The 18,907-nt window shown below is 72.2% G+C and carries 14 protein-coding genes; 8 read left to right on the top strand and 6 right to left on the bottom strand.

The genetic code is table 11. From position 1 onward, the window contains the following. Positions 1 to 80 precede the first annotated feature (80 nt). A complete protein-coding gene (locus AC559T_RS08500; RefSeq protein ID WP_498868352.1) occupies positions 81 to 1,922 on the top strand; it encodes a flavin-containing monooxygenase in 1,842 nt (613 codons plus the stop codon). Positions 1,923 to 2,017: 95 nt separating this feature from the next. Here the strand turns inward: AC559T_RS08500 and AC559T_RS08495 are convergent, their stop codons facing one another. The 3 genes from AC559T_RS08495 to AC559T_RS08485 all read right to left on the bottom strand — a co-directional run bounded on the left by AC559T_RS08495 (position 2,018) and on the right by AC559T_RS08485 (position 4,581). Continuing rightward, positions 2,018 to 3,154, bottom strand: a complete 1,137-nt coding sequence (locus AC559T_RS08495; RefSeq protein WP_498868351.1) for an amidohydrolase family protein — start codon at positions 3,152 to 3,154, stop codon at positions 2,018 to 2,020. Between the two features lie 723 nt (positions 3,155 to 3,877). Next, on the bottom strand, positions 3,878 to 4,243 hold the full coding sequence (locus tag AC559T_RS08490; RefSeq protein ID WP_498868350.1) for a hypothetical protein: 366 nt from the start codon (positions 4,241 to 4,243) through the stop codon (positions 3,878 to 3,880). Between the two features lie 17 nt (positions 4,244 to 4,260). Then, positions 4,261 to 4,581, bottom strand: coding sequence for an alpha/beta fold hydrolase (locus AC559T_RS08485; protein WP_112105454.1), 321 nt, complete (start codon positions 4,579 to 4,581; stop codon positions 4,261 to 4,263). 232 nt (positions 4,582 to 4,813) lie between these two features. On the opposite strand from AC559T_RS08485, the gene AC559T_RS08480 reads away from it, so the two are divergent. After that, complete coding sequence (locus tag AC559T_RS08480) at positions 4,814 to 5,584, top strand: thioesterase II family protein (RefSeq protein WP_112105485.1); 771 nt, start codon at positions 4,814 to 4,816, stop codon at positions 5,582 to 5,584. 46 nt (positions 5,585 to 5,630) lie between these two features. Here the strand turns inward: AC559T_RS08480 and AC559T_RS08475 are convergent, their stop codons facing one another. Further along, positions 5,631 to 7,817 carry an NAD-binding protein gene (locus tag AC559T_RS08475; protein WP_498868349.1) on the bottom strand — a complete coding sequence of 729 codons (2,187 nt, stop codon included), beginning with the start codon at positions 7,815 to 7,817 and terminating at the stop codon, positions 5,631 to 5,633. Between the two features lie 117 nt (positions 7,818 to 7,934). On the opposite strand from AC559T_RS08475, the gene AC559T_RS08470 reads away from it, so the two are divergent. Further along, a complete protein-coding gene (locus AC559T_RS08470; RefSeq protein ID WP_241831820.1) occupies positions 7,935 to 8,945 on the top strand; it encodes an oxygenase MpaB family protein in 1,011 nt (336 codons plus the stop codon). Positions 8,946 to 9,377: 432 nt separating this feature from the next. Further along, positions 9,378 to 10,532 carry an RNA-guided endonuclease InsQ/TnpB family protein gene (locus AC559T_RS08465; RefSeq protein ID WP_498868348.1) on the top strand — a complete coding sequence of 385 codons (1,155 nt, stop codon included), beginning with the start codon at positions 9,378 to 9,380 and terminating at the stop codon, positions 10,530 to 10,532. 86 nt (positions 10,533 to 10,618) lie between these two features. Here AC559T_RS08465 and AC559T_RS08460 read toward each other — a convergent pair whose 3' ends face one another. After that, positions 10,619 to 11,044, bottom strand: a complete 426-nt coding sequence (locus tag AC559T_RS08460) for a hypothetical protein (RefSeq protein ID WP_235013792.1) — start codon at positions 11,042 to 11,044, stop codon at positions 10,619 to 10,621. Between the two features lie 316 nt (positions 11,045 to 11,360). On the opposite strand from AC559T_RS08460, the gene AC559T_RS08455 reads away from it, so the two are divergent. Genes AC559T_RS08455 through AC559T_RS08445 form a run of 3 tightly spaced genes read left to right on the top strand, consistent with a single transcriptional unit; the run spans position 11,361 to position 15,773 of the window. Next, the gene (locus AC559T_RS08455) at positions 11,361 to 13,238 is read left to right on the top strand and encodes an ABC transporter ATP-binding protein (protein WP_498868383.1); all 1,878 of its coding nucleotides are present in this window, start codon (positions 11,361 to 11,363) and stop codon (positions 13,236 to 13,238) included. After that, positions 13,231 to 15,081 carry an ABC transporter ATP-binding protein gene (locus AC559T_RS08450; protein WP_498868347.1) on the top strand — a complete coding sequence of 617 codons (1,851 nt, stop codon included), beginning with the start codon at positions 13,231 to 13,233 and terminating at the stop codon, positions 15,079 to 15,081. The genes AC559T_RS08455 and AC559T_RS08450 overlap by 8 nt, the downstream gene beginning before the upstream one ends. After that, entirely contained in the window at positions 15,078 to 15,773 is a 696-nt protein-coding gene (locus AC559T_RS08445) for a hypothetical protein (protein ID WP_498868346.1), read from the top strand. Before AC559T_RS08450 ends, AC559T_RS08445 begins: the two co-directional genes overlap by 4 nt. A 99-nt stretch (positions 15,774 to 15,872) precedes the next feature. On the opposite strand, the gene AC559T_RS08440 is transcribed toward AC559T_RS08445, so the two are convergent. After that, positions 15,873 to 16,313: a DUF2267 domain-containing protein gene (locus AC559T_RS08440; protein WP_071066333.1), complete on the bottom strand. Its 441-nt coding sequence runs from the start codon at positions 16,311 to 16,313 to the stop codon at positions 15,873 to 15,875. Between the two features lie 278 nt (positions 16,314 to 16,591). On the opposite strand from AC559T_RS08440, the gene ppsA reads away from it, so the two are divergent. Beyond that, positions 16,592 to 18,907: a phosphoenolpyruvate synthase gene (ppsA, locus tag AC559T_RS08435; RefSeq protein WP_498868345.1), complete on the top strand. Its 2,316-nt coding sequence runs from the start codon at positions 16,592 to 16,594 to the stop codon at positions 18,905 to 18,907.

Here is an 18,907-nt window from a genome sequence, read left to right as displayed (position 1 = left end):
CCGATCGAAATCCCGCGGAGCCGGCCATGACCGGACCCGCCGTTCCCGACCGTGACCACGAGCAGGACCGAGGATCTCTCATGTACCGATCGCCCCTGGATCACTGTGCGCCGACGATCACCCCCGAGGTCGATCAGGAGGCGCTTCGCGAGAAGTATCTCGCCGAGCGGGACCGGCGGCTGCGCACTGACGGCCAGAAGCAGTACGTCGAGTCCGGTGACGAGTTCGCCGAGTTCTACGAAGCCGATCCGCACACGCCGCTCACGCCCCGCACGCCGATCGACCTTGAGATCGAGGTGGTGATCCTCGGTGGCGGCTTCTCGGGACTGATCGCCGCGGACCGGTTACAGAAGAAGGGGATCTCCGACTTCAAAATCCTGGAACTGGGCGGCGACTTCGGTGGCGTCTGGTACTGGAACCGCTATCCAGGCATCCAGATCGACTCGGACGCCTACTGCTATCTCCCGCTGCTCGAGGAGACCGGCTTCATCCCGAAGGAGAAGTTCTCCCACGGCGACGAGTGCTACGAGCACGCCCAGCGGATCGGGCGCCACCTGGGCGTCTACGACAAGACGCTGTTCCACACCATGGTCCAGTCGCTGGAGTGGGACGAGGAGGTCGGGCGCTGGCGGATAGTCACCAACCGCGGTGACGACATCCGGACCAGGTTCATCATCATGTGCCAGGGGCCCTACAACCGGCCGAAGCTACCCGGCATCCCCGGCATCACCGATTTCAAGGGGCACACCTTCCACACCGCCCGCTGGGACTTCGACTACACCGGCGGTGACCTGCACGGCGGGCTGGACAAGATCGGCGACAAGCGGATCGCCGTGATCGGTACCGGCTCCAGCGGCGTCCAGGCGATCCCGCACCTGGCACGCGGCGCGAAGCACCTGACGGTGTTCCAGCGGACGCCGTCCTACGTCTTCGAGCGTTCCAACTACCCGACCGATCCGGAATGGGTGGCGAGCCTGAAGCCCGGGTGGCGGGAGGAGCGCCAGCGCAACTTCCACAACGCGACCTTCGCGTTCTACTCGCCGGGTGAGCCGGACAACATCTGCGACGCCTGGACCGAGGTCGCCCGTAACCTCGCGGCGCACCTCAACTCCACGAACGGCTGGGGCGCGCTGGCCGACCCCGTGAAGTTCATGGAGCTGCACGAGGCCGAGGACTACCGGGTCGCGGAGCGGATCCGGCAGCGGGTCGACCAGGTCGTCGAGGACCCGAAGACCGCGGAGCTCCTGAAGCCGTACTTCCGCATTCTGTGCAAGCGTCCGGTGTTCAACGACGACTACCTGCCGACCTTCAACCTGCCGAACGTCACCCTCGTCGACGTGTCGGACTCCAAGGGCGTCGAGCGGATCACCGAGCGTGGGGTTGTCGCCAACGGCATCGAACACGAGGTTGACTGCATCGTGTTCGCCAGCGGCTTCGAGATCACCGGAGCTCTCGACCGGCAGCTGGACATCAGGCCGCTCGCGGGCCGTGACGGCAGATCGCTCTACGACCACTGGGGCAAGGGCTTCCGCACGCTGCACGGCATCATGGCGCACGGTTTCCCCAACTACTTCGCCACCGGCTTCATCCAGGGCGGGGTCACCGCGTCCACGACCAAGATGTTCGAGCAGCAGGCCGACCACATCGCCTACATCCTCGGCGAGGCGATCGCGCGCGGGGCGAAGGTCGTGGAGCCCACCGCCGAGGCCGAGGAGGGCTGGGTCCGGACCATCCGCGACAACAAGATCGACAACACCAGGTTCGTCACCGAGTGCACCCCCGGCTACTACAACAGCGAGGGCGAGTCGAACGCCCGGTGGTTCCTCGGGGAGCCCTACGGGCCCGGCTTCTACGCGTTCGAGGAGCTGTTGCAGGAGTGGCGCGACGCCGGTGACCTGGCCGGACTGGTCCTGAGCGACTGAGGCGCGGACGGCGGGCGTCCACGACGAGGGAGACGTGGACGCCCGCCGTCCGACCATGCGGGCGAGCGCCGGCCGCGGCCCGGTGCGGCGTTCCCTCAGCCCAGTCGCTGTGCCAGGGCGGGGAACAGGCGCAGGGCGTTGCCGCGGGCGATCGCCGCGCGCGCCGGGGCGTCCAGCGCCGGGTCGGCGCGTAGGGCCGCGAGGCTCTCGCCGACGGTCGCCGCGGGGATGGCGTTGTAGTCGGAGCCGTAGAGGATCCTCCCGGCACCGGCGGCCGCGAGCAGGCTGGGCGTGGCGTACGGGGACATCGGCCCAGCGGTGTCGTACCAGAACCGCCGCACCGCGGCCCTGATCGCTCCCGGGTCCGCGCCGTAGCCGAGGCCGCGGCCCAGCGCCAGGCGGCCCGCCAGGTACGGGAAGGCGCCGCCGCCGTGCGCGAGGATCCATTGGATCCGCGGGAAACGGTCGAGAGCGCCGGACACGGTGAGTTGCACGGCAGCGCGGGTGGTGTCCGCCATGAAGTCCACGACGAAGGACGGCACCGCGATCGGGGACGCGCCGGGCAGGTCGAACGGATGCACCAGGACAACCGCGTCCCGGTCGTTCAGGGCCGCCATGACCGGATCCAGGGCCGGGTCACCGAGGTACCGGGTGCCGGCGTGCGCGGTGAGCAGCACCCCGTCGGGCGCCTGGCCGCCGTACACCCGCTCGATCTCGGCCACGGCGTCGTTCGGCTCGAGGTATGGGACGCTGGCCAGCCAGCCGAAGCGGGACGGCTGCTCGCGGGCGAGCGTGCCCAGGCTGTCGTTCGCGATGGTCGCCAGCTCCGCGGCCTGCGAGGGCACTGGGGTGAACGCGGTCGGCACCGGCGCGGACAGGACGGCGAGCTGGATGCCGTGCTGGTCCATGGTGGCGAGGGTGGTGCCGAGATCCCACCGCGCGAACAGCGGGCCGCCCGCCGGTGGGAGCATGCCGTGCTCCACCAGCCAGGACCGGACGGGTGCCGGCATGGCGTGGTGGTGCACGTCGACGCGCGGCGGCAGGTCCCCAGCGGGCTGGCCGGGCCCTCCCGGACGCACCGCGGCCGCGGCCACGCCGCTCGTCAGGACCGCCGCGGGGACGGCACCGGTCGCGGCCAGGAACAGCCCGCGACGAGAGGGAACGCGACCCGGGACCGCGGATTCGGGTAGGGGAACAACGTCGGGTACGGGAAGTACGGGGTGGTCGAGCATTGCTGGTGCCGTCCTCTCCGGGACGCCTGTCTGAAGGCAGGCGTGTCCAGCGCCCTGGGTCGGCTTTTGTGGAATCGCCGCCGGTCGCCGCCGAAAATCTCCGGCGGCGAAGGAGAACGGAATCACAGAAGCATGGTCACGGGCGCGGGAAAAAATCACGCCAGGTATCGGTAACCGGCCGCGGATCGCTGGGAGACCCCTGGGTGGCGTCTTCGATGGCCTGGTCGGCACCCGTACCCATGTGAACCCCCGACATGGAAATAAACGAAGCGCCCGGCGCACACGACTACCGCGGGCCTCGAGATGGACGACGGCATGCAACCTTAGCCGATCACCGTAAAGAGATGATAGGTCGACCATCCGTGTTGGGGAAGGGTTGTGTGTTGACTCTCTGGGTTCTTTGTGCTTTCAGGGTGGCCGCGGCGAAACACGATGGTGAGCGGCCCCCGCCATTTGGCGGCCCTTTGAGGGCGCAAAGGACGTCGGCCGCGGTCCGGCCACGACGCGTCGAACAGCTCGTTGAGCTCCACGTCCGTCAGATCAGGACGCACCACCAGTACCGCGCCAGCCTGGGAAACAGTCATCCAGCGCCATGCGGGGCAGCCTGGCCACGCGGGCCGAGCGTCGTGGGCCACGTGGCTCGTCGGAGACCCGCCGCGCCGTTCCTCCGACCAGCAGGAGACGAGCCTGACCGCACCATCGAGATCCTCGCCGGTCGGAGAGTCAGATCGGCCAGTCGAGTTGTGAGTCGGGGATGCCGTGAGCACGGCCGTGTTCCTGGGCTTCGGCGCGTCCCTGCGGGTCCCCCCGTCGGTAGCATATGACTCGGCCGGGGAACACGATGAAGCTGTCCTGAGCGGTGTGTAGGTCCACGTACCATCCAGGCGTATCCAGGGCGTCGCTCAGTTGAGTGGCCAGTGCCTCGGCTGCGGTGTCGGCGACGTCGAAGAAGACCAGCGTCCAGACAGGTGGCTGCTCGGCGGTGGCATTTCCCGGTGCCGACCGTTGGAGTTTCCGGACGACGAGCGACAGGTCGTCCAGGACGGTCCCGACGCGCAGGCTCTCCGCGATCAGTACTCCGGCGGCCACTGGTGTGCTCCCTTGGGTCAGGTCCGGCTGACGGGTATCGAGGCTGTGGAGAGGAAGGTCCTGGCGGGTGGGACGGAAAGATCGCTACGGACGAATGCGTCGAAGTGGCCGCAGCCCGGCAGCTCAACGACGACGGCTCTGGCCAGTCGGTCGGCTGTCCGCATCCAGTCGGGCAGCGCTCCCTGCCGTTCGAGGTGGTCGATGAACGGTGCGACGCCACGGGTGCGGAAGAGCTCGGCTTCGCGGTCCCCGAAGAAGCCGTGCAGAAGTACCAGCGGCTTCCCCTGCCCAAGGATCTCGTAGCCGATACGGACCCCGTCAGAGCTCTCGACCGGCATGCGGGGATCTTCCTCGGAGCCTGCTCGAACCGCAAAGCTATTAGGCGCGTTCGTCGGCGTACCCGGTGCCGTGGCGGCGGCCCCGGGAGTCCAGTGCGGACCGGCGTGCGAACGATGCTCGACCGGGACGTCGACGGGCCGGTGGCCGGGGAGCGGGCGGGCATGGTCTGATGGTGGTGGTGGGTCCGGACACGGACCGCTCTGTTCCCGTCCTTGTCCCGGCCTGACGGTGGTGACCTTGACCAGCGACATCGACCGCTGGCTGCGGCGGTTCCACCGCGGCAGTGAGACGGGCCCCCGGCTCGTGTGCTTCCCGCACGCCGGCGGCGCGTCCACCTTCTTTCACCCGCTGTCCGCGGCGCTGGCGGAGGTCGCCGAGGTCTGCGCCGTGCAGTACCCGGGCCGGCAGGACCGGCTGGCCGAGGCCCCGCACACCAGCATCGACGCGCTCGCCGACGAGATCGCGGCGGCGCTGGGCCCGCTGACCGACCGCCCGCTTGCCCTGTTCGGGCACAGTATGGGCTCGATCGTCGCGTTCGAGGTGACCCGCCGGCTGGAGGCCACGCCGGGGGCACCTGTTCCGTCGATCGTGTTCCCGTCCGGCCGTCCCGCCCCGTCCAGGAGCCGGCCCGGCACCGTCCACCACGGTGATGACGCGTCCGTCCTGGAGTCGATCGCGAAGCTGGGCGGCACCGACCGGCGGATCCTCGCGGACCCGGAGCTGGTCGACCTGATCCTGCCCGCGACGCGGGCCGACTACCAGGCCATCGAGACCTACCGTTGCGCGCCCGGTGTCACGGTGGCCGCGGAGCTGCGGGTGACGATCGGTGACAGCGACGCGGCCGTGACCGAGGCGGAGGCGGCGGCCTGGGCCGAGCACACGACAGGCGCGTTCGACCTGGCTGTGCTGCCCGGCGGGCACTTCTACCTCTCGACGCAGGTCGAGGCGGTGGCCGAGCGTGTCCGCACCGGCCTGCTCGGCGCCGGCATCCCCCTGGCCTGAACAGCCGCTCCTGGCCAGCAGCCGCCCGCGGTGCCGGCTGGCGGCGTCAGCTCTGTGACGACGTGTGCCGGGTCAGCTGGTTGCGCCGGACCATGTCCACGATCTGGGTGACGGGGCCGACCACGAGCAGTTCGTCCCCGGGCCGCAGCTTTGTGTGCCGGCCGGGTCGGTAGTCCGGGGAGCTCGCGCCCGAGCCGTGGGCCATGCCGTCCTCGGCGTTGCCCCGGGAGTCGTCGTCGGGCCCGATACGGGGGCCGCTGTGGGGGTCGTCGTGCCTGGTCACGGCCAGGACCCGGGTTCCGGTCGCGAGCTCGCCGAGGGTGGGCCCGGCCAGCCCGCCTCCGGGGCGCACCGTCATCCGCGCGACCAGGAACGGCGTCCGCTCCACGTAGAAGGCGCTGATCACCTCGTGGCCGAGCGCGGCGGCGACGAAGTACGGCGTCGCCAGCGTGGACGCGCTGCGGGCGGTGTGGATCCCGAAGCGGCGCTCGAACTCGTCCGCCATGGTGGCGTCGAAGACCCGCAGGACGACGCGCAGCGCCGCTTCGGGGCTCCTGTCGGCAGGTCGGGCGGGGTCGTGGCGTGCGCCGTGGTGGGCTCGGCCGCCGGCGCGTTGGGCGGCGGCCCGCGCGGCCCACCGGGCGGCGTGGGCCCGGCGCAGCTCCGCGTGCGTCTCGCGGGCCGACAGGATGGTCTCCAGGTTGGCCAGGCCGTCGCTGGTCACCGCCGCGATCGTGGTCGCGTGTGCGAGCCCGGCCTCCAACAGCGTCGCGCGTACCGTCGCGTCGCCGATCACCACGGGGACGCCGCGCTCGCGGGCCACCGGCAGGAACCGGTTGTTCTCGTCCCGTTCGATGACCACGATCCGCCGGCCGGCCCGCAGCAGGCCCTCCATCGTCGCCACGCCCACCGAGCCGAGCCCGCAGAGGATCACATGCCCGCGGACGGCGTTCGCTCGGCCGCGCCCAAGCGCCCGTTCCAGCCGGCGGCTGATGATGACGTTGGTGATGAACGCGTAGACGACGGCGATGGACAGGGCGCCGAGCAGCATCAGGCCGATGCCGAAGGCCTGCAGCCAGCTGTCCGCGGCGCCGAAGTTGTAGTCGCCGTAGCCGACCGTGACCATGGTCTCGACCGTCAGGTACAGCGCGTCGAGCGTGTCGAAGTCCGCGGGCGCCCCGGGGTTGTTGTCCTCGTAGGTCAACGCCAGCACGACAGTGCTGATCACCATGAGGGCCCCGACGACCGTCAGGGCCCGGCGGAACGGCCGGTCGAGCTCGCCGCGCACCGTCGCCAGCAGCGTCCGCATCCGGGCGGCCCGCGTCGTGTTCCGGGCCGGCGCGTGCCGTGTGCGGCCGGGGACGTCCGGCGCCCTCGCACGGCCATCCCTGCCACCGCGGCCGTCTCTGTCACCGAGTCCACCGCGGTCGCGGTCATCGCCCCCGGCGCCCCCGCCGCCGTGGCCGCGGCTGTTGTCGCCGGCGTCCTCCCTGGCGCCGGCGGCCAGGGAGGCGAAGACGCGGGCGTCGTGCACCTCGTCGACCGCCATCCCGCGTGCGCGGAGCTCGCCGAGACGGCCCAGCACGGTGAGACGGTCACCGGGGGCCAGCGGGACGTCCCGCGGCGGGCACACCTCGGCCAGCCGCTCGCCCGCCCGGCGCAGCGAGATGGGTGTCAGGTCGCCGTAGAGCGCCCGGAACGGCGCCCGGCCGGTGACCGGCTCGTCGACGACGGCGAAGATCTCCCTGTCCCCGGCTGGTTCGTCCAAAGGAAAGGCGTGGATCACGGCGGAGCGGACGCACGCCTCGACGAAGCCCGGCCCCGCCAGCTCACCGACGCTGCGTACCCGGACCTGGGTGAGCGCGTCCCGGAGCTGGTCGCCGAGCTGGCGGTTGCCGATGCCGGCGATGATCCGGATCCGCGGCGCGGCGTTGACCGCCACCAGCGCGATCTGCAGGTTCTCCAGGTCGGTCTCGTGGCAGGCCACCACAGCCAGCGCGGTGTCGAGGCCGGCCTCGCGCAGGGACTCCGGCGTCCGGACGCTCTCCCGGATCAGGGTGACGCCCCACCGCTCGAGCCGGCGGCGCAGGCCCGGCGCGTCGCGCTCGTCCACCACCACGGCGCGCACCCCGGCCGCGTCAAGCTGCTCGACGATGCTCAGGCCCAGGTCGTTCAGGCCACACACGATCACGTGGCCGGCGATCGTCGCAGGTCCGGCAACCCCCATGGCCATCACTGAACCATGCGGGAAGGCGGCACCCGGCACCCGGCACGTCCCCGGGCCGTCCCGGGCCGGAGGCCGATTCCGGCCGGTTGGTCCGTCCGCGGTTGCCCGGCGCATGATGGAACGGTGACGCTGCCCAGGATCCGGATCGACGCGGAAGCCCTGCGCACCCGTCTCGCCGGGGAGGTGTTCTCCCGGGTGGCGGGCACGAGCGGGCCGCAGCGGCGGGAGCAGATCTTCGAGGCCCCCGGCGAGCGTTGGTTCGGCGAGGACCGGCCCATCCGCCGGGTGCACGCCGACGCGGCCATGTTCGTCGGCGGCCTGCGCGCCCTGCTCTTCCAGTCGCTGCACCCGCTCGCGATGGCCGGGGTCGCCGAGCACTCGGACTACCGAGAGGACCCGTGGGGCCGTCTCCAGCGGACGAGTTTCTTCCTGGCGGTGACGACGTTCGGCCCGGTGAGTGAGGCGGAGCGGGCGGTGGACCGGGTGCGCGGGGTGCACCGGCGGGTCCGGGGCGTCGCCGCGGACGGCCGGCCCTACTCGGCGGGCGACCCGCACCTGCTGCGATGGGTTCACCTCGCCGAGATCGACAGCTTCCTGGCCGCCCACCAACGCTACGGGGCGGCGCCGCTGAGCCCGTCCGAATGCGACGACTACATCGCCGACGCCAGCCTGATCGCCAGCCGGCTCGGCGTGCCCGACCCGCCGCGGACCCGGCCCGAGCTCGCCGACCAGCTCGCCGCCTTCCGGCCCGAGCTGCGGGGGACGCCGCAGGCCCGCGGCGCGGCCCGCTACCTGTTGCTGCGGGCCCCGCTGCCCCTCGCCGCCCGGGTTCCCTACAGCGCGCTTGCCGCCGCGGCCGTCGGGCTGATGCCCGCCTGGACCCGCTGGCCGCTGCGCCTGCCCTACCTCCCGGCGACCGAAGCCACCTGGGGACGGATCGCCGGGCACGGCGTGGTCTCGAGTATCCGCTGGGCCACGGCCCCCCGGGCCAGCGCCTCGGACCGGGCCACCGACCCGGCCGCCGTGCCCGCGGCCGACCCGGCCGACGCGCCGGAGGGAGCAGGCGCGCCCCCCTCACTGACGCGCCTGCCCACCCGGCCGGCGGCCGGCGCCCACGCGCCTGGCCGGGCGTGAACCCACCCGCGGCTCGGCACGTATCGCCTCGGGCCCGCCACGTCTCGACGCGGCCGGCACCCGCCGTTCGGCGCCCGCTGACCCACCGTGCGGGACCGCGGACGCCGTCGTGAGAAGTACGCGGCCAGCCGCCGGTACCCGCGTCGCGAAACAGCCCCCCGCCGCTACGCGGCTGGCGCCAGTGCGTTCCAGCCCGCGGCGAGGCTTTCCAGGACGTGGCCGCTGGTCGCCGGCAGCAGGGTTCTCGGCGGAGCCGGCTGCAGGCCCAGGCCGGGAGTGAACGGGGCGCCCTCGGTCGCGGGGCCCCGCCGGAACGCCTGGGTGACCAGCCTGTCCTGCGCCTCGGGTGACCGTGGAACGTAGCGCGCAGGCCCCGTCCTTCAGGGCGGGGATAGCGCATCAACGACAGCGTGACAGGCAAAGGTGGTATCCATGTCAGCTATGGGGAGCGGGGTGGTGAAGCGGGCGTACCGTTACCGCTTCTACCCGACCCCAGAGCAGGCCGAGCAGCTCGCCCGCACCTTCGGCTGCGTCCACTACGTCTACAACCGGGCGCTCGCCGAGCGGTCTCGCGCGTGGTTCCAGGAACGGTGTCGCATCACGCACGCCGAGACCGACAAGATGCTCACCGCGTGGAAACGGAACCCGGAGACGGCATGGCTCGCCGAGTCGTCGAAAGGACCCTTGCAGGCCACGCTACGGCACCTTCAGTCGGCGTTCGTGAACTTCTGGGAGAAGCGGGCCGGCTACCCGTCCTTCAAGAAGAAGGGCAGGACCCTCGATTCGGCGACCTACTTCCGGAACTGCTTCAGCTACCGGAACGGTGCTGTCACCCTCGCCAAGCAGGACCGGTCGCTGGACATCGTCTGGTCGCGTCCGCTGCCCGACGGCGCGGACGTGTCGCAGGTGACGGTGTCGCGGAACAGTCGCGGCCAGTACCACATCTCGATCCTGGTCGAGGAGACCATCATCACCCTGCCTCCGACATCGGGGCAGGTGGGGATCGACGCGGGGATCACGAGTCTGGTCACTCTGTCGACCGGGGAGAAGGTCACCAGCCCCCGGTACGAGCGTGCCGACCGGGCTCGGCTCGCACGCGCACAGCGGGAACTGTCCCGCAAGGAGAAGGGCTCGGCGAACCGGGCGAAAGCCCGCGCGAGGGTCGCGAAGGTCCACGGCCGTATCCGGGACCGTCGCCGGGATCATCTGCACAAGCTGTCCACGAGGATCATCCGCGAGAACCAAACGGTGGTCATCGAGGTCCTGGCGGTCCGCACCATGGTCCGCAACCATGCGCTGGCACGGGCGATCTCCGACGCATCGTGGTCGGAGCTGCGGACGATGCTGGAGTACAAGGCCGGCTGGTACGGCCGCACCGTGATCGCGATCGATCGTTTCTACCCGAGCAGCAAGACCTGTTCGGTGTGCGGGTCGATCGTCGAGAAGATGCCGTTGAACGTCCGGGAATGGGCCTGCCGCGGCTGCGGCACAGTTCACGACCGGGACGTGAATGCGGCGCGGAACGTTCTGGCCGCGGGGCTCGCGGTGGCTGCCTGTGGAGATGGAGTGAGACCGCCTCGCTCCTGAAGCGAGGAGGCGTCCGTTGACGAAGCAGGAACCCGCATCGCGAGGTGCGGGAATCCCCGGCATTCATGCCGGGGAGGATGTCAACCTCAGGGCATCTCCATCGTCTGCGCCTGGCGGAGCTCGTCGAAGACGCGGGCCAGCTCGGCGTCGAGTGGGACGCCGAGCCGCTGGACCAGGTGGCTGACCACCGCCGCGCAGGCGATCGGAAGCACCTCGGGGTCGAGCGGTGGCGCGTCCGCCTCGTGCACCGACAGCACGCCGGTGAGCACGACGGCGACCGGGTAGGCGTCCAGCTCCGGCAGCCAGGCCGCCGCCGAGCGCAGGACGTCCCCCAGCAGCGCGCGCAGGTCGGCCGCGTCGAGACCGTCGGGGAACGCCTGCTCGATCAGCCCCAGGGTCAGCCCGTGCAGGACGTCCCGGACCTGCAGCTCGTCGACGGCCCGCAGCCGGGTGCGTGCCTCGCGCAGCGCGTCCGCGTCCCGCGCGGCGACGGCCGTGACAGCCGCGGTCACCTCACGGCCGATCGCGCGACCGGACGGGGGGAGCCCGGCCGGCATCATGCGCTCCCGGCTCGGGGCTGGCTGGGCGGCGCCGTGACTCGCATGCCGCCATGGTGACCCATCCCGCCGGCCAGGTCGCGGGCGCCGCCCGCCTCCGAGGATCCGGGCGGGATCGGCGACAGCCAAGGATCTATCGCGGGCCGCGATCGGTGCAATCGCGCGAACGCGTTGGACGAGACCAGTATTTCCTACCATTCTGGTGAACATAAGAAGGAACCTGGATGGGGAAGCGCGCGGCGGCGCGACCCTGTGGCCAGGGCTGCGGACGATGCTGGAGGGCTCCCTCGCCCACCCGCGGCCGGCCCTGATCGCCACCCTCGCCGGCATCGTCAACGGGACCACCATGATCCTCGGTGCCGCCGCCATCGGCTGGGCCACCGACCATCTGATCGTCCCGGCCCTCGCCGGCGGCCACGTCGCCCGCGCCACCTGGTGGATCGCGGTCGGCGCGATCCTCGGCGTCTCCACGGTGCGCTGGGTGACCATCGTCATCCGCGGCATCGCGACCGGATACGTGCAGCACGGCTCGCAGGCGCGGGTCCGGCGGTCCGTCGTCGGCCGGTATCTCGAGCTCGACCTGGCCTGGCACCGCCGGCATCCGCCCGGGCGTCTGCTGTCCACCGCGGTGTCCGATGTGGACGCCCTGTGGTTCCCGATGACGTTCTTCTACTTCGCGCTCGGGATGATCGTCATGCTGGTCGTCGCGATCGTCCAGCTTTTCGGGCACGACACCGCGCTCGGGCTGGTCGGGGTCGGCCTCGTCGGCTCCGTCCTCGGCGTGAACCTGCTCTACCAGCGCCTGCTCAGCCCGCGCGCCCGGGCGGTGCAGGACAGCCGCGGCGAGTTCGGCGCGCTCGCGCTGGAGAGCATCGAGGGCGGCCAGGTCGTCCGGACCCTCGGCATCGCCGACCGCGAGCGGGCCCGGGTCGGTGCCGCGGCGCTCCGGCTGCGCGCGGCCACCACCGCGGCGGGCGACCTCAGCTCGGTGTTCGACCCGCTCCTGGAGGTGCTGCCGACCGCCGCGGTCCTGGCCGTCCTCGTCGTCGGCTCGCGCCGGGTCGAGACCGGCGACCTCAGCGTCGGCGTCCTCGTCGAGGTCGTCTACCTGCTGCTGACCATCTCCATCCCGCTCAACGTGATCAGCCGCTTCCTGGGGATGCTGCCGGTCTCGGTGGCCGGCCGCACCCGCGTCGCCGCCGTGCTCGACGCCGCCGAGACCACCGCCCACGGAGACCGCGTCCTGCCCGGCGCCGCCGCTCCCGGCCCGCGGGCGCCTGCTCCGCGGGCGCCGGGACGGCAGGTGAGCGATCCGCCCGTGCCCGTGCCCGCCCCCGCGCTGGGGCTGCGGGCGCGGGGCGTCGGGCTCATCCGTGGCGGTACGAGCCTTCTCGCGGACGTCGACATCGAGGTGCGCCCCGGCGAGATCGTCGCCCTCGTCGGGCCGACCGGTTCGGGCAAGACCACCCTGGTCGAGCTCCTCAGCCGCCAGGACGACCCCACCGACGGCGTCGTCGAGATCGGCGGAGTCCGCGCCACCGACCTCGCCCGCGGGGAGATCTCGTCCCGGCTGGCCGTCGTCGGGCAGACCTCGTGGCTGTTCGGCGGCAGCGTCCACGCCAACCTTCAGCTCGACGGCCATCCCCGCGAACGGCGTCCCTACACCGCCGGTGAGATCTGGCGGGCGCTGGCCGCCGCCGGCGCCGATGACGTCGTCCGTGACCTGCCCAACGGCCTCGACACCCGGGTCGGCGAGCGCGGCGCCCGGCTCTCCGGCGGCCAGCGGCAGCGGCTGTGCCTGGCCCGCGCGCTGCTGCGCGAGCCCGGCGTGCTGCTGCTGGACGACGCCACCTCGGCCCTCGATCCCGCCGTGGAACGCCGGGTGCTCGGCGGGCTGGCCGGCCTGCGCGGGCGGACGACCGTGCTGATCGTCGGCGGACGTCCCAGCTCGGTCGCGGTCGCCGACCGGGTCGCCTTCCTGCGCGCGGGGCGGCTCGTCGCCGTCGGCACCCACACGGAGCTGCTCGGCGCCGAGCCCGACTACCGCCGGATTCTCGGCGCGTACGGCACCCACGGGGCGGACCCGGACGCGGCGGGCTTTGACGCGGCGGGATCAGACATGGCGGGATCGGACACGGCCGATGAGTGAGCGCGGCCTCGCCGATCTCGGGCGGGCCCGGGCGCGCGAGCTGGGCCGGCTGATCGCCTCCACCACGCCCGTCCTCACCGTCGGCCTGCCGCTCACCCTGCTGCTGGCGTTCGTCGCCGGTGCCGGCCGGATCGTGACGCCGCTGACCGTCCAGTACGCCCTGGACCACGGCCTGCTCGAGCCGCACAAGGGAACCGCCGGCGTGGTCGCGCGCGCCGCCGGTGTCGGTGCCGCGGCGACCGTCACGGCGGTGCTCGCCTCCTGGTGGCTGAACCGGCGTGTCTACCGGCGTACGGAGGCCGCGCTCGCCGAGCTGCGCGCGGCCGGCGTCGCGCGCATCCACGAGATGGCCGCGGAGACGTTCGCGCGCACCGGCAGCGCCGACCTCGTCAGCCGGCTCACCGGCGACGTCGACGCCGTCACGACCTTCGTGCAGAACGGCGGCGTCATGCTGCTCGTCAACGTCACCCAGATGATCATCGCCGGCGTGCTGATCGCGGTGTACTCCTGGCAGCTGGCGGTGCCCGTGCTGGCGACGGCGGTGCTGCTGTTCGTCGCGATGCGTCGCGTGCAGGCGCTGGTGGCGCGCCGGTTCACCGTGGTCCGGGAGAGCGTGTCAGCGCTGCAGTCCACCGTGGGTGAGGCCGTCACCGGCATCAGCGTCATCCGCTCGACCGGCACCGAGGCACGCAGCCGCGCCATGGTCGAGGAGGCCGTCGAGCACACGGCGTCGGCGCAGCGCCGCACCCTCGTCCCGTTGCACTTCAACACCGCCTTCGGTGAGATCGCGATCTCGTTCGTCACCGTGGTGGTGATCGTCGCGGGCGTCCGCTGGTCGACCGCCCACACCCGGTGGGAGCCGACGCTGCACCTGTCGGCCGGTGAGCTGGTGGCGATGCTCCTGCTCGTCACCTTCTTCGTCCGGCCCCTGCAGATGCTGGTCCAGATGCTCGGCGAGGCCCAGAACGCCGTCGTCGGCTGGCGCCGCGCGCTGGAGATCCTCGCCACGCCGTCGGGTGTCGTCGAAGGCGGGGACGCCCGCGAGCTGCCCGCCGGGCCGGTCGCCGTCGACCTGCACGACGTCGCCGCCGCCTACGGGGACGGCCCGCCCGTGCTGCGGGAGCTGACCGTCGGCATTGCCGCGGGCGAGCACGTCGCCGTCGTCGGCGAGACCGGCTCGGGCAAGAGCACGTTCGCCCGGCTGCTGACCAGGCAGATCGCGCCACGCCACGGCCGTGTCCTGCTCGGCGGCCTCCCGGCCGGCCAGGTGTCGGACCTGTCCTTCCAGCGCCGCGTCGCGGTCGTCCCGCAGGACCCGTTCCTGTTCGACGCCACGATCGCCGACAACATCCTCGCCGGGGTCCGCGGCGACGCCGGGGCGCTCGACGAGATCGTCGACTCGCTCGGCCTGCGGCCGTGGATCGACACCCTGCCCGAGGGCCTCGACACCCGCGTCGGCACACGCGGCGACCGGCTCTCCGCCGGCGAGCGCCAGCTCGTCGCCCTCGCCCGCACCGCCCTGGTCGACCCCGACCTGCTCGTGCTCGACGAGGCGACCAGCGGCGTCGACCCCGCGACCGACGTCCGCGTGCAGCACGCGCTCGGCGCGCTCACGGTCGGGCGTACCACGGTCTCGATCGCCCACCGCATGGTGACGGCCGAGCGCGCCGACCGCGTCCTCGTCTTCGACCACGGGCGTCTCGTCCAGAGCGGGCGGCACGACGAGCTCGTCGGCGTCCCCGGCCACTACGCCCGACTGCACGCGGCCTGGGTCGAGCACACCGCCGGCGCCGACGAGCGCCACCAGACCCTCCTCCACCACAACGACGGGAGCACCCCGTGACGACCGTTGCAGTCAACGACACCGCCGCCAAGGCCACCGCCGCCACGGCCACGGCCGCGGGGGAGGCGCGCCGGCTCCGGCTCGGCTTCAACTCCCGCATCGCCTTCCCCGCCGGGCTCGTCGCCGCGGGCACCGGGCTGTTCGTCCGCCCGACCAGCCCCACGCTGCCGGACCGGGTCTGGTACGGCGGCGGCTCGGTGGCCTCCGCCGAACGGGTCGGCCGCCAGGGGCTGCGACTGCTGCTCAGCACCATCCTGCACGGCCAGATCGACGACTACGGCGCCGAACTGGCCCGCGCCGTCGAGGCCTACCGCGCCGCCTACACCGGAACCTCGCCCTCGCGCGTCGCCATCGCACGCTCCGTGCTGCCCGCCACGTCGCCGGAGCTCGCCCGCGGCTACGCGGCCTACGACGAACAGCGGCGCACCCACGGGCCGGCGGCCTCGCGCCCGGAGGGCGCCCTGACCCCCGCGGCGGCCCCGCCCGCCCGGTTCACGATGAGTCCCGTGCACCACGGCGCCCCGTCCGCCGTCGTCGACCAGCTGCTCGCCGACCCGAGCCTGGCGGTCAGCGACGAGCTCATCGCGTTCCTGCCGCCCGCCTTCGGGCTGCGCGACAACCTGAGCCTGCTCGAGGACATCGCCGAAACCGTCGCCCCCCACCTCGGCTGGGCGCCGGCGACGCCGTCGTGATCGGCGGAAGGCGGCCCGGCGGCTGGTTGTCTACGGGCCGGACGTGCTGGCCCGCCGCCGGCGCCGGCGTTGGCCGAAGGAGATCATCCAGCAGCTCGCTCAGGACTTCGCGTCGGTCAGCAGAGCGGAGATCTCGGTCGGTAGCGCGGCGCACACATGATCCAGCTCGCCGGCGGTGATGTGCTGACGTAGCACCCGGGCGGCTGCCGCCACGGCATAGCCGGCCTGGGTCTCCCCGGTCAGACCTGCTTCGGCGGCGACCCGGTCGAGGAACTGCGCCGCGTGGTGATACGGCTGCGGGGTGGCCGATGGCCGCCAGGCCTCGTAGTAGATCCCGCGGATCAGCTCGGGCAGCTGAGCGCCGAGATGCGCCGCCGCGTCCACCGGCAGCCGGTTACGCAGCGTGTGCAGGACCGCCCGCAACACCCGGTACGCATAGTGGCGGTCACCGGGACTACCAAGCGCGTCAGCGAGCTGGTTGAGCCACTCGTAGGTCTTGTCGACGCTTCGTTCGATCATCGTGACGCCGGATGCGGGCATCGGTTCCTCCCGTCGAACGTCCTTCGACCGGAACTACCACCATTTTTGGTGACGTCAGAGATGTCAGCCAAGGTCGCAATGGGTCAGAAATTACGATTGCGCCAGGTATCAATCCGGCCTCGGCCCGATTTGGCCGCCGGCTGAGAAGTGTATCGGCTGCGAACCGGGATGGCCTGACAGCGGCAGGCGGTCAGCCGATCCGGTCATGGGTATGGCTGAGAGAAAGGTCTGGAGTAGCACGGTCAGGTTTGTTGCGCAGCTCTGGTGAGGTGACGTTGATGGAGGCTGATACACCGCTGGTGGCCTGGTTCGACGAGTTGTCCGTGCGCGATACGGCGCTGGCCGGGGGAAAAGGCGCAAACCTGGGAGAACTGGTCCGGGCTGGTCTGCCGGTCCCGCCGGGATTTGTCATCACGGCATCGGCCTACCTGCAGACGGTGGAACGGGCGGGTCTGCGTGCCGAGCTCGCGGCGCGCACCGCGGGCCTCGACCCGGATGATCCGGCGGCGTGCGCGGCCGTGGCGGACGAGTTGGCGAAGCGGGTCGGTGCCGTCGAACTGTCCGACACGGTTCGCCGGGCCGTCCTGGACGCCTACGAGCGGCTCGGCGCCGAGTGGGTGGCGGTCCGCTCGTCGGCCACGGAGGAGGACACCGCCGGGGCCTCGTTCGCCGGTATGAACCGGACCTTCACCAACACCTCGGGCGGCGACCTGCTCGACCGGGTCCGGGACTGCTGGGCCTCCCTCTTCGGATCGCGGGTCCTCGCCTACCGGGCGAGCAGGCGGATCAGCGGCGAGCCGGCGATCGCCGTCGTCGTGCAGCAGATGGTCGACGCGGCGCGCTCCGGCGTCATCTTCTCCGCCGACCCCGCGACCGGCGACCGGTCCCGGGTCGTGATCGAAGCAGCCTTCGGTCTCGGTGAGGCCGTCGTCGGCGGACAGCTCCTGCCGGACACCTACACGCTGAGCAAGCGGGGACCCCGTCTGCTCGAAGTCCGGGTCGGCAACAAGAGCCACCAGATCGTGCGGGGATCCGACGGCTCCGACCGCCGGGTCGAGCTCGCCCCCGACCAGGGGGCCCAGCGGGTACTGAGCGACGACGAGGCCGTGGACCTGGCGCGGCTGGCGATCCGGGTCGAAGACCACTACGGCAGCCCGCAGGACATCGAGTGGGCACGCGATGACGGCCGCACCTTCCTCGTCCAGTCCCGCCCGATCACCACCCTCGGCACGGCGCCGAGCGGCGAGCGGGCACCCGAACCATCCGTGCTTCCGGCTGCGCGGAAGACGCTGGTCAGCGGCCTTCCGGCCGCGCCGGGCCGGGCCAGCGGCACGGTGCGCATCCTCGCCTCACCCGACCAGTGCTCCCTGTTGCGGCCCGGCGAGGTGCTGGTGGCGCCCATGACCTCGCCGGACTGGGTGCCCGCCATCCGCCGGTCGGCGGCCCTGGTGACCGACGGCGGCGGCATGACCTGCCACGCCGCGATCGTCAGCCGCGAGCTCGGGGTGCCCTGTGTGGTCGGCACCCGCACGGCCACCACGACGCTGCGCACCGGCGAGCTGGTCACCGTCGAGGGCACCAGGGGAACCGTCTACGAAGGGGCCGCGGCCATCGCGGGCGCGCCGGCGACCACCGTCGCCGCGCTTCGGCCCGGCCGGGCCGAAGCCGAGCCCACCGGCACGAAACTGCTGGTCAACCTTGCGATCGCCGAACGGGCGGAGGAGGTCGCCGCACTGCCGGTGGACGGTGTCGGCCTGCTGCGCGCGGAGTTCCTGCTCACCGAGGCGCTCGGTGGAGTGCACCCCAAGGAGCTGCTCGCGCGCGGCGGGCGGGCGGAGTTCGTCGAGAGGATGAGCGCCTCGCTGCTGCGCATCACCCGCCCGTTCGCCCCCCGCCCGGTGATCTACCGCACGACGGACTTCCGTACCAACGAGTTCCGCGGGCTCACCGGCGGTGAGCGGTTCGAGGCGGCCGAGGCGAACCCGATGATCGGCTACCGCGGCTGTTACCGCTATGTCCGCGAACCCGAGATCTTCGCCCTCGAACTGGAGGTGCTGGCCCACGTCCGTGAGCGGACGCCGAACCTGCACCTCATGATCCCGTTCGTGCGGACCCGCTGGGAGCTGGAAGCCTGCCTGGAAGCCGTCGACGCCAGCCCGCTCGGCGACCACCGCGGCCTGCACCGCTGGGTCATGGCCGAGGTCCCGTCGGTGGCCTACTGGATCCCGGCCTACGCCCGGCTCGGCGTCGACGGGGTGTCCATCGGCTCCAACGACCTCACCCAGCTCGTCCTCGGCGTCGACCGCGACTCGCGGACCTGCGCGGAGCTGTTCGACGAGTCCGACCCGGCGGTGCTGGACGCCATCACACGGATCATCGCGGCCTGCCGGGACGCCGGGATCACCTCGTCGCTGTGCGGGCAGGCGCCGTCGACCCGGCCCGACTTCGCCGAACACCTGGTGCGCCTCGGGATCACCTCGGTGTCGGTCAACCCGGACGCGGTCGACGCCGCCCGGCGGGTCATCGCCTCGGCCGAGCGGCGGTTGCTGCTGTCCGCCGCCCGCGGCGGGACTGCCGTCCACCCGCCCGGGTAG

The organism is Frankia sp. Hr75.2 (assembly GCF_949319125.1).
GTDB classification, from domain to species: Bacteria; Actinomycetota; Actinomycetes; order Frankiales; family Frankiaceae; genus Parafrankia; species Parafrankia soli.
This window is presented reverse-complemented; position numbering and strand designations above follow the sequence as displayed.